This is a genomic window from Oleiphilus sp. HI0117 (assembly GCF_001635235.1).
Genome location: NZ_LWGA01001285.1, coordinates 16,049 through 27,049, shown reverse-complemented (window position 1 = coordinate 27,049; position 11,001 = coordinate 16,049). Strand labels below are relative to the sequence as shown.

At 46.2% G+C, this 11,001-nt stretch carries 9 protein-coding genes; 6 read left to right on the top strand and 3 right to left on the bottom strand.

Annotated elements, in window-relative coordinates:
* On the top strand, nucleotides 1-1,657 hold a 1,657-nt coding region (locus A3757_RS22420; RefSeq protein ID WP_068740326.1), incomplete at its 5' end, for a bifunctional (p)ppGpp synthetase/guanosine-3',5'-bis(diphosphate) 3'-pyrophosphohydrolase.
* Nucleotides 1,658-1,681: 24 nt separating this feature from the next.
* Entirely contained in the window at nucleotides 1,682-2,077 is a 396-nt protein-coding gene (locus A3757_RS22415; protein ID WP_068508651.1) for a RidA family protein, read from the top strand.
* Here the strand turns inward: A3757_RS22415 and A3757_RS22410 are convergent.
* Nucleotides 2,074-2,952 (bottom strand): NAD(P)H-binding protein, encoded by an 879-nt coding sequence (locus A3757_RS22410; protein WP_068508652.1) that lies wholly within the window; start codon nucleotides 2,950-2,952, stop codon nucleotides 2,074-2,076. The genes A3757_RS22415 and A3757_RS22410 overlap by 4 nt on opposite strands.
* 110 nt (nucleotides 2,953-3,062) lie before the next feature.
* Between A3757_RS22410 and recG the strand changes: the two genes are divergently transcribed.
* The 3 genes from recG to A3757_RS22395 all read left to right on the top strand — a co-directional run bounded on the left by recG (nucleotide 3,063) and on the right by A3757_RS22395 (nucleotide 7,720).
* A complete protein-coding gene (gene recG / locus A3757_RS22405; RefSeq protein WP_068508654.1) occupies nucleotides 3,063-5,156 on the top strand; it encodes an ATP-dependent DNA helicase RecG in 2,094 nt (697 codons plus the stop codon).
* An 80-nt stretch (nucleotides 5,157-5,236) separates the two neighbouring features.
* Nucleotides 5,237-6,652 carry an aminoacyl-tRNA deacylase and HDOD domain-containing protein gene (locus tag A3757_RS22400; RefSeq protein WP_197470228.1) on the top strand — a complete coding sequence of 472 codons (1,416 nt, stop codon included), beginning with the start codon at nucleotides 5,237-5,239 and terminating at the stop codon, nucleotides 6,650-6,652.
* Between the two features lie 129 nt (nucleotides 6,653-6,781).
* Nucleotides 6,782-7,720: a sel1 repeat family protein gene (locus tag A3757_RS22395; RefSeq protein ID WP_068508656.1), complete on the top strand. Its 939-nt coding sequence runs from the start codon at nucleotides 6,782-6,784 to the stop codon at nucleotides 7,718-7,720.
* 1 nt (nucleotide 7,721) lies between these two features.
* Here the strand turns inward: A3757_RS22395 and A3757_RS22390 are convergent, their stop codons facing one another.
* Nucleotides 7,722-9,218 carry a DUF3336 domain-containing protein gene (locus A3757_RS22390; RefSeq protein ID WP_197470227.1) on the bottom strand — a complete coding sequence of 499 codons (1,497 nt, stop codon included), beginning with the start codon at nucleotides 9,216-9,218 and terminating at the stop codon, nucleotides 7,722-7,724.
* Nucleotides 9,219-9,320: 102 nt separating this feature from the next.
* Between A3757_RS22390 and A3757_RS22385 the strand changes: the two genes are divergently transcribed.
* Entirely contained in the window at nucleotides 9,321-10,157 is an 837-nt protein-coding gene (locus tag A3757_RS22385; protein WP_197470226.1) for an ABC transporter permease, read from the top strand.
* Between the two features lie 38 nt (nucleotides 10,158-10,195).
* On the opposite strand, the gene A3757_RS22380 is transcribed toward A3757_RS22385, so the two are convergent.
* Nucleotides 10,196-10,972, bottom strand: coding sequence for a peptidylprolyl isomerase (locus A3757_RS22380; protein ID WP_068508658.1), 777 nt, complete (start codon nucleotides 10,970-10,972; stop codon nucleotides 10,196-10,198).
* Nucleotides 10,973-11,001: the final 29 nt, after the last annotated feature.

Below are 11,001 nucleotides of genomic sequence, written 5' to 3'. Positions count from 1 at the left end.
TCGACGCATTGCCACCGAGACCCTGGATATCTACGCGCCAATTGCCAACCGACTGGGCATCAACAGCATTCGGGTAGAGCTAGAAGACTTAGGCTTTGCCGCCATGTACCCGATGCGAGCCAAANATATTGGCCAGGCAGTGCAGAAGTTACGTGGCAATCACAATGAAATTCTTGCCGATATTCAACATTGCCTTGAAGATAAGCTCAAAGAACGCGGTATTAATGCTGAGATACTCGGTCGCGAGAAGCACCTGAACAGCATTTATAAAAAAATGAAATACCAGCATAAATCCTTCCATGAAATTATGGATGTTTATGCCTTTCGAATTATTACTGACTCTGAAGACGATTGTTATCGCGTGCTCGGAGCCGCCCACAGTTTATACAAGCCGCTGCCCTTTCGTTTTAAAGACTATATCGCCGTACCTAAAGCAAATGGCTACCAGTCTCTCCATACGACACTTTTCGGTATGCACGTTAATATCGAGATTCAGATTCGTACTAAGGATATGGAAGATTTGGCTGACTACGGTATTGCTGCACACTGGCAATATAAAGATGAGTCAGATCTCGCCTTGGCCAATCAGGCGCGTATTGATCGCTGGCTAAGCGGCCTGAAAGAACTTCGTGAACGAGCCGTTGACTCTATGGAGTTTATTGAGCACGTTAAGATCGACCTCTTCCCCGACGAGATCTATGTATTCACACCCAAAGGCGCGATTCTCGAATTACCTGCGGGGGCAACCCCAATCGACTTCGCCTATGCTATCCATACCGATATTGGTCATGCTTGTGTCGCCTGTCGCGTAAACAAACAACTTGCCCCCTTGAGCGTACCTCTACAAAGCGGGCAAACGGTTGAAGTAGTCACTGCCCCTAGCGCTAAACCAAGTAGGGCTTGGCTGAATATTGTCACAACCGGTAAAGCCAAGAGCAGCATAAGGCACTACTTGAAAGACCAACGCGAAGCCGAAAGCCTAGCGCTTGGTAAGAGCTTGCTCGATAAGTCACTCTCTGGCATTAATGTTTCCTGGAAAGATATTCCTGAAGCACAGATTCAAAAAGTTCTTGAACATAACCAAGCCGAGAGCATGGATGTACTCCTGCGCAATATCGGTTTAGGTCAGCGCATGCCGTTCATCATTGCTCGTCAATTGATGTCTGATGCAATACAAGATGAGGCTGAAAACGAAGCTCAAGATACCTCTACAGTGTCCATGATGATCAAGGGCTCAGAAGGAATGAACCTGTCTTTCGCACATTGCTGCCACCCGATCCCGGGCGACCCGATCGTAGGCTTACCTGACACAGGCTCTGGCATCACCATTCATTCCGAGGGCTGCTCAAAAATTATGAACCTAAGCAACAATCAGGTTCAAATGCACTTATCCTGGGTGAAAGATATTACCGATGAGTTTACCGTTGAATTGAAGGTAGAGCTTGAACGCCAACGCGGCATTATTGCCGAGCTAGCCGCAGCGATAACGCACGCCGAAGGTAATATCGAACGAATCGGCGTGACGGAACAAAACGCCAAACTAAGTGTTGTTAGTGTTGTGCTACATGTTCAGGGTCGACGACACCTGGCTCGAGTTATGCGCCGAATTCGCTCAATCAAAGCCGTTCTAAGGCTTACCAGAGTCATATCAAAATAAAGTGATTAGCTTCCAGGAGGAAATATGAGTAACAAGTCCATTATTCAAACAGCAGATGCACCGGAAGCAATCGGAACCTATTCCCAGGCAGTAAAAGTCGGCGAGACCGTTTTTTTATCTGGCCAGATCCCGCTGGACCCAAGTACGATGAGCCTGGTAGAAGGCGATATCAGCACGCAAATCACGCGAGTATTTGATAACCTTACCGCTGTATGCAATGCCGCAGGCGGTACACTTCAAGACATAGTTAAACTCAATATTTTCCTGACAGACCTAGGACACTTCGCCACCGTGAATGAAATCATGGCCAAGTATTTTGAAGCGCCTTATCCCGCAAGAGCCGCCATTGGCGTCGCATCACTACCTAAAGATGCTCAGGTTGAAATGGATGGCATAATGGTGATGAATTCATCTATTTAGGTTTGTCTTAACATCGCCTGATAACCTTCTCGGAAAGTCGGATAGTGAAGTTGATAAGCACTATCCAACATTCGCCTATTGGAACACTGCTTATTTCCGCTTCGCCGTTTTGCCTGCTCGGAAGGTTGGGTATTGATGGTCAGCCCCAAGTGCTCTGCTAGCCAGATAATCACTTCATTAAGATCTACTGGTTCACTATCACTAGCAAGATATAGCGGCTCCAACGCTGAGCCTTGAGCATTCAAGCGAATTAAGTGCTCAATAAAACCCACGCAATCATCTTCATGAATACGGTTACTTCGACGTAAGGCTTTACTTAAAATAGCCGCGCCACTTTCCGCAGACTGCTTTACCTGATTAATTAACTGGCGACGAGAACCACCATAGATCCCGCTAAAACGAATAATCGTGCTGGGTATGCCGCTGTGTCGAAGTAGACCTTCCGCTTCAAAGATAAGCTTTCCTGAAAACTGTTTTGGTTCACAAGGGCTTTGCTCATCTATCCAACTATCATCATTCTGGTGATAGACACTGCTACTGGAAACAAAGATCAATCGCTTTAAGCGCTTCGGATTAGGAAGCATCGTAAGCGTGTTTTCTAAACCCGTGACATAGGTATCACGATAAGCCTGTTCGGTGCGCTGGGAAGGCGTCAGGCAATAAATCAGGTAATCAACACCATCAGTCAGGACTTGTGAAAACACCTCTTCTAAACTCGATGCCTCTCGAACATCTGCAGCAAGATAATGAATGTCATCCTGAGACATTTGAGGTCTTCGGCGTAAACCAAAAACTTGAAAGTCACTTGAAAGCCTCTTCGCTACGCGCCCACCGATTTTACCGCAACCGACTATCAAAACCTTCTTACCTTGCATAGCGCCAAGCCTTTTCTATATGATTTGTCGCTAGTATAAAACGAAGTACTCTAAAAGACATTCGTAGATGCATGGAAGTACCTGCACTCACACAAAAGGGTTAAATCGGCATGGCAGCGCTGGAGGAAATAGAGCTTACGCAGTTAAAAGGTGTGGGCGCCAAACTGGCTGAAACACTTTCCAAGCTCGATATTCACAACATGCAGGACCTACTCTTCCACCTGCCTTTTCGTTACGAAGACCGAACTCGTATTCACTCTGCAGCCTCGCTTCGCCCCGGCATGCAAGGCTTGTTTGAAGTGGAAGTGCTCGGTAGTAGAGTCGTTCATGGAAGAAGGCGTAGTCTAGAAGTCAAAGTAAAAGACGCCAGCGGCACCGTTACACTGCGTTTTTATCACTTCAGCGCAGCTCAAGCCCGGCAACTTCAAAAAGGTACCTACCTGCGTTGCTATGGTGAGGCCAGGCTTGGAAAGCTGGGAATAGAATTCTATCACCCTGAGTACAATATCATCACAGGGGACGAGAAGAATACCGCACCCGAAACTTTAACTCCGGTTTATCCCTTAACCGAAGGAATTCAACAAGCAAGACTCCGTGCAATCTGTCGTCAAGCGCTTGGCTGGCTGGATCGCTGCGATGTCCGCGATCTACTGCCGCCTAGCATTCGAAAAGCCTACCAGCTACCGGAACTTAAACATGCACTAAGTTACTTACATGCTCCACCAACCGAAGCCGACCAACTCGCTTTGCTAGAAGGGCGGCATTTATGTCAGCAACGCCTTATTGTTGAAGAATTACTCGGGCATCACTTAAGTCTGTTAAAACTCCGCAAAGGCGTACAAAGTCACCAAGCCTTGCCTTGCCAGAATAATAGCCAGCTAGGCACTCAACTGCTTGAGCAGCTCCCCTTTGAACTAACCGGTGCACAAAAAAAAGTGTGCAGCGACGTCGACCATGACCTAGGCCAAGCCTTCCCCATGCTACGATTGGTACAAGGCGATGTCGGCTCAGGTAAGACCATCGTTGCGGCCTTGGCAGCCTTAAAGGTTGTAGAGTCGGGTGCTCAAGTCGCTTTAATGGCTCCCACTGAAATTCTTGCCGAGCAACATCTATTGAACTTCAGTCAGTGGTTTGCCGAGCTTAAGCTTCCTGATGGCAACTCGATAGAAATCGCATGGCTAAGTGGTAAGTCAAAGGGCAAGACCCGAGCAGCCGCCTTGGGAAAAATCGCATCGGGTAATGCTCAAGTCGTCATCGGCACACATGCTTTGTTTCAAGATGAAGTGAAGTTTTCACGCTTGGCCCTGGCGATTATCGACGAGCAACACCGCTTTGGTGTTCACCAGCGTTTATCCTTAAAAAACAAAGGGCAAGACTCCGGTTTGGTGCCACATCAGCTCATTATGACCGCCACGCCCATACCCCGGACATTGGCAATGAGCGCCTACGCCGACCTCGACACCTCGGTAATCGATGAACTCCCCCCAGGCAGACAAAAAATAGAAACCTTTGCCATTCCAGATAGTCGACGCTCCGAAATGGTTGAACGGGTTAGAAAATCTTGTGAAGCCGGCTGTCAGGCCTATTGGGTTTGCACTCTTATAGAAGAATCTGAAGCCCTGCAGTGTCAGGCTGCAGAGGAAAGCCTGGCCTGGTTACAAGCTCAGCTAGGAGGTTTGGTTGTCGCCTTGGTTCATGGGCGAATGAAGGCTCAGGATAAAAGCCTAATCATGGATCAGTTCAAAGAAGGGCGTATTGATGTATTGGTTGCTACGACTGTTATTGAAGTCGGTGTGGACGTTCCCAATGCGAACCTTATCGTTATTGAAAACCCTGAGCGCTTAGGGCTCGCCCAGCTACATCAGTTGCGCGGCCGCGTAGGAAGGGGCGCTTTAAAAAGCTATTGTGCGCTAATGTACCACCCACCTCTATCCGCCAATGGCAAAGAGCGCTTAAGTGTAATGCGCGAAAGTAACGATGGCTTTGTCATTGCCGAGAAAGATCTGGAGTTAAGAGGCCCTGGTGAAGTTCTGGGTACCCGGCAAACCGGTATGGTCGAATTTCGGATTGCAGACCTTCAACGTGACCAAAATTGGCTTCCTGAAGTCAAAACCATGGCTGCACAAGTGTTTGAGGACTCCAAGCTCAGTGAACTATTGATTCGTCGATGGGTCGGCGCAAAGCGTGTTTATGGCGAAGTTTAGTATTTTTGTTACCTTCGACTAAATTGACGAACTGTTTTGCTGGATTGATCTACACTTAGCTTATTGATATGGAAACGCTTATGGATAACAAAGAGTTAAATGACATGATACCCGCGGTGGTGAATAAAGTTTTTGAACAATACCAGAATGATGCCGAAATTAATTTGACTGAAGCGGACCAGCCAGTGTTAGTTGACCGTGAAGGCATTCCCGATAGCCAGATTCTGAAAACCATCTTGATGGCAGACACACTAGGGCGTTCGCAGCTAATATTTTTAGCCGACAGTATGCTGGATGTCGACAGTTTGAACAGTAAGGTAGGGCGCTCATTCGAAGCGCTGCCACATGAGGATGTACACAGCCTAATCGCCGTGCATAGCATCAAAACGCTTCCGGCTATTCCGGATATCACCGGTTTACCGGCGATTGTCGATGCTCGTGTCATCGAACAGGATACCGTCTATATCGAAACCGATGAAGCAGATAAACTGATCAAGCTGAGTAAAGAGGCCTTTTCAGCCTCAACTAGAAAAGCTAAAGTCGAAAGCTTTGCAGTGCCTCTATCATCGATACCTTACAACATAAATCAACCAGGCAGTGACCTTGAGCAGATCAATCAAGCGATTGAGAAGTTTACCTCCTTACGTATTAAACAGCGCTTGGAAGACACTCTTGAGCTTCCACCTCTGCCTCAGAGTGCACAAGAAATTATTCGCCTTCGCTCCAACCCTGATGCAGGCGCTGATGAACTGGCAGATATCATCGAAAAAGATCCAAGCCTTGCTGCTCAGGTAGTTAGCTGGGCTTCCAGCTCATTTTACAATGCACCCGGAAAGATCAAGTCAGTTCACGACGCGATCATCAGGGTATTGGGCTTTGATATGGTGATGAACCTGGCAATGGGTTTAGCTCTGGGAAGAACACTAAAAGTTCCTAAGGATGAGCCAAAAGGTTATGCCCCCTATTGGCAGCAAGCCATGTGGCTAGCTCTAGGTACGACCTCAATTCTAAGCAAAATTGACCCGACTTATCGCCCCAGTTTCGGCTTGTCTTATCTTTCGGGCTTGCTGCATAACTTTGGTTATTTGGTGCTTGCACACGTCTTCCCGCCTCACTTCTCGTTGATGTGTCGCTATATTGAAGCAAACCCCCATTTAGACAGTGGCTATATTGAGCACTTCTTACTGGGCATTACTCGTGAACAAATTGGTAGCCAGCTGATGTCTGTCTGGAATATGCCAGAAGAAGTCATTATTGGCTTGAGACACCAAAAGAATCAGGCCTTCGAAGGTGTAAATGCTGAATACGCCGGTTTACTGCAGCTCACTCAACATATGCTGGCTGACGCAGGCGTTGTTCCTAAACCAGCCGACAAACTTGATGAAAGTATTTATACCCGTCTGCACATCACACCAGAAAAAGCCGAGGAAGCTTTGGCACAATTACTGGAAAGCAAAGATGATGTTGCAGCCGTGGCGGGTCTCATGGGGCGTTAGTTTACTTTACTTGTTAGAGAAAGCCCGGACATCGTCTCGGCCTTTCTCTATTTATATTTCATTAAAGTGTACATACTCTAAACCAGTGGTAGAATAGCTGAAGGATTATTTAAATAAGGATAGCCGGTAGTGTTTAGTGGTAATTTGATCAGTCGTGCAATAAAACTCTCACTAGTGATAGCTCTAGTAATCCAACTCAGCGCCTGTGCAACGAACTTTAGACAAGCCTTACAAAATCTAGAAGCACACAACTATCCTGAAGCCCTTCATTATTTCGAGCAGGACGCAAAGCTCGGCTACCGAATTCCCGCATTGCATGCAGCGAACCTTTATATCCTCGACTATCAAGTCCCTAGAGATCTGGAAAAATCCCGTCTTTATCTCGATATCGCAGAAAAAGCAGATTATGGGCGCTATGACCAAGCTTATGACTATTACATACCCTTGATAAAAGCCTACCAAATTCTTGCTGACACTGAAGAGCCAGATAAGTCATTAGCTTTTAAAATCCTGAAAAGCGAAAAGTACCAGGAGTATTATTGGGCATTGGCAGTATTAGCGCATAGCAGCCTGGTTGGGCACGGGACTGAGCGTAATCTTGACAATGCACGCTACTATTTTGAGAAATCGATTGAAAACCAGGTTTTTGACAGCTCCAATGCTTTCTATGCTTGGTGGCTGGCAACATATCCCAATGATTCATTTAGAAACCCGCAACGTGCTTTAGAAATGATAGAGGATATCATCGATGATGAGGACCTTTCAGACCGCCCTCTTTTTCTAGACACTGCTGCTGCCGTTTATGCGGCTAATGGTTTATTCGAACGAGCAGTAATCACGCAAAGGGATGCTTTATCGAGTTTAAAATACTATAGCGCCAAGCACCACTATATGGAGCAGTACCAAGCACCTCTCAACGCCCGCTTGGAATTGTATGAATCTGGCAAACCCTGGATATTTTCGGATGAGGAGATCGCTTTGTGCGGCTACGACTCAAAGCGTTGTATGAAATCACTACTTTCAGTAACGCCTATTGATAAAATGTCCCTACAGCTGGACATGCACTAACTTAGGTTTTTTGAACCTGTTTCTTACGCCGCTTCATCTTCGCATGTAGCAGGTCATTTTCTCCATATTCTTCCAAAATTCGCTCCAGCGTTCGCTCTACTTTGCTGGTAATACGAATTCGCTCCATCTGTGACCAGGTTGCCAATTCCCCTTGTCGAACCAGCTCTAGTAACTCGGCTTCAGACAGCGGGCTAAGTATTTGCCGAAAATCGAATTTTCTAAAATCCGGGTAGACATTAATATTGGCGCTGTATTCCTGGTTTAGCACCGAGGCAACGGTATTCATCAAGACATTAAAACGCGTCCAGTTTGGAGTATATTTCTGACTCACGGCACAAGTTGCTTTGGCAAAACGGCTAGCACTCTTATGCGTTAGCCAGCGTACCCAACTTGGAATTCTCGTGTTATCCCAACCATCTTTAGTAAACAATACGATCGGATTAATCAAACTTCCGATATAGTGATTCACATCGTATAAACGAGCCAAACGCTTAGCCGGCAAGTCATCACTAAAAGAACCGTCTATCCAGCGTCGTGTGGGTAGATAGGCTTGACGCTCACCAAGCTCATTCTTCGCTTCCAACATGACAGAAGGGAAAATACCGGGCACTGCACACGAAGCAAGCACAGCAGTACGAATATAAACATTTGGTGAAGTAATCGCATTCAACAAACGAGAGGTCTGATGGAGTTCTGCAGGCGCTACGGAAATATTGATCCGACGGCCTGTGAGTTCATACGCTTCTTGGAAGGTCAGATCAGGTACCAAACGATTGAGCACATGCTCTTCAAAATCTTTGATATCAGCGCGCTTTCTCTTTCCATACAAGAGCTTTTTAAGCCAGCCTGCATTTTCTTTCGCCTCAGCTAACATTCTCACTGGCTGAATGAGTTCTTTTAGCTCCAAATCTGTATGCGTACCAAATATGGCTGTAATGACCGAGCCCGCACTAGCGCCTGATATAACACTTGGTAGAAGATTTTGCTGAAGCAAGGCTTTTACAACACCAATGTGGAAATGTCCAAGTGCACCGCCGCCACTGAGCATCAGCGCTGTTCGGCCGTAGCAAAGGCTGGCTCGATGAAAGAAGTCTAGGCGCTCTTCATAATCGATCTGCGAGGCATCTAATTCTGCGATATGCTCTATGGACTCAACTATCTCATCGACATACTCTTCGATAAGTTTCTTCGTACCATACTTGGCATGGTTATAGAGAACAGGCTTACCCATTCCCCCCATATTGCCATGTATACCTTCATTCAGAGCGAACAGTAAGCCATGATAATTGTTGTCTCGACGAAGCCTCTGAAGAGCTTCTAGACGATGACGAATCTGTTTGTAGTCATATTCGCTTGTATGCTCAAGCTCTTTCCATTCGCTGGCACCCGAAGCCAGGTCATGTTTTTCTGCCGCACTGCACCAAGCCTGATAGCTTTCTGCAGCGGCCATGTTGATTTCAAGCTTAGCTAGTTTCTTGGATGAGCTTTCAAAAAACACTCGTACTCTCCGAAGTAAAGTCATGATTGCTTTCAAGCTTAACAGGAGATACCACTTTTCGCCGTATTATTTACCATTTTATGAGTATTCTTCAGGTTTTGTATGACCCAGATCATTCTTGAAGTGCCATCGCTTTACTCTGCTCCATGTTATGATACGCGCCGTCCTTTCAATCACTTCGAGTTTCCGATGACTATTGAAATCATTCCCTTTGAACGCTTGCTCATCGCTTTTATCCCTACTTTCTTTGTGATTGCTCTAATGCGATATTGGGGGCTGGCATACGGAAAAGCCTGTTACTCAATCATCCGCATGCTACTCCAGCTGCTATTAATTGGCTACGCGCTGATCATGATCTTCGAATCAGAAAGCAGCTTGCTCACCTTGGCTGTTCTATCAGTGATGATGCTGGCATCGAGCTGGATATCTCTAAACACGCTGTCAGATAGCACTGGCAACAACGCACTATCAACAAAGGGACGCTTTCAGTTATTCAGTAAAGCGCTGATTGCGGTATTTATTGGTGGCGGTTTAATGCTTGCTCTGGTCACACAGCTAGTGTTACAGCTAGACCCTTGGTACTTGCCACGTTATATGATTCCACTAGCCGGGATGATTTTTGCAACCTCAATGACCAGCATTAGTTTGGCTGGCGAACGTTTACAGGCTGAACTTCGTAGTGGCCATGTTTACGAAACTGCACGGAATACGGCTTTCAACACGGCAATGATTCCAAATATCAATGCAATGTTCGCCGTCGGTCTGGTCTCGCTACCTGGAATGATGACGGGGCAAATACTCTCTGGCGTATCGCCTTTTATTGCCGCTCGCTATCAGATAATGGTGATGTGTATGCTATTTGCCGCTGCAGGGATCTCTTCAGTCATTTTTATGACCTTGAGCCGATCATTATTAGATAAGAAATTGGAGTCAGAGTAAAAACAGCCATTTTTACTCTGACCCCAAATATGGGGAGCTTACTGCATTAAAGGGGAGTCGGACACACTAAAGTCGAAACCTTCAATGTCGGCATCCATAATTAATGAATGAATATACTGGGCAATCGCTTTACGTCTAACCTTTTCATTCAGGTAATCAGAAATTCGTTCTTTAACCATCTCATAAGGTAAAGCTTTACCTTCTTCTTTGTGGTTAATGAAAACAACATGCACACCATAACGGCTTTCGATTGGCGCACTGGCTAAACCTTCAGGACAATTGAATAACTGACGTTCGAATTCTGGCACAGTTTGGCCTTTACCAAGCTGCCCAAGGTGACCACCCGTCTCTTTTGAAGGGCATTTGGAATGCATCTTGGCCAGCTCTTCAAACTGCCCAATATTTTCTTGTAAGCGTTTAATCAGTTGCTCTGCCAGTTCCGTTGCTTCGGAACGAGCATTGGCATCATCGGGTGATGCATCAAGCAAGATATGACGCGCCTCGACCAAGGGGCTGGTCATGAATTTTTTAGGATTTGCTTCAAAATACTGACGGCAATCATCTTCACTGGCCGAAGGTACTTCGACTTCGGTATCTAACAAAGCTTCAAGAAACGCATCTTCAGTACTCTGGGCTTCTTGGCTCTTTGCACCACCTGCTAGATTTAAAGCTTCAGCACGCTGCTTAAGAAGCTCACTGATAATCAGAGACTCACAAGCCTTATTTTTCGATTCCGTGTGCGTTTGGGCCACGTGGTACTGCATTTCTTTGACGATGGCTGTTTCATCAAATTCTGTTTGATTCACTCGGATCATATCTAACTCCAACTTAGTCTATATTTTCA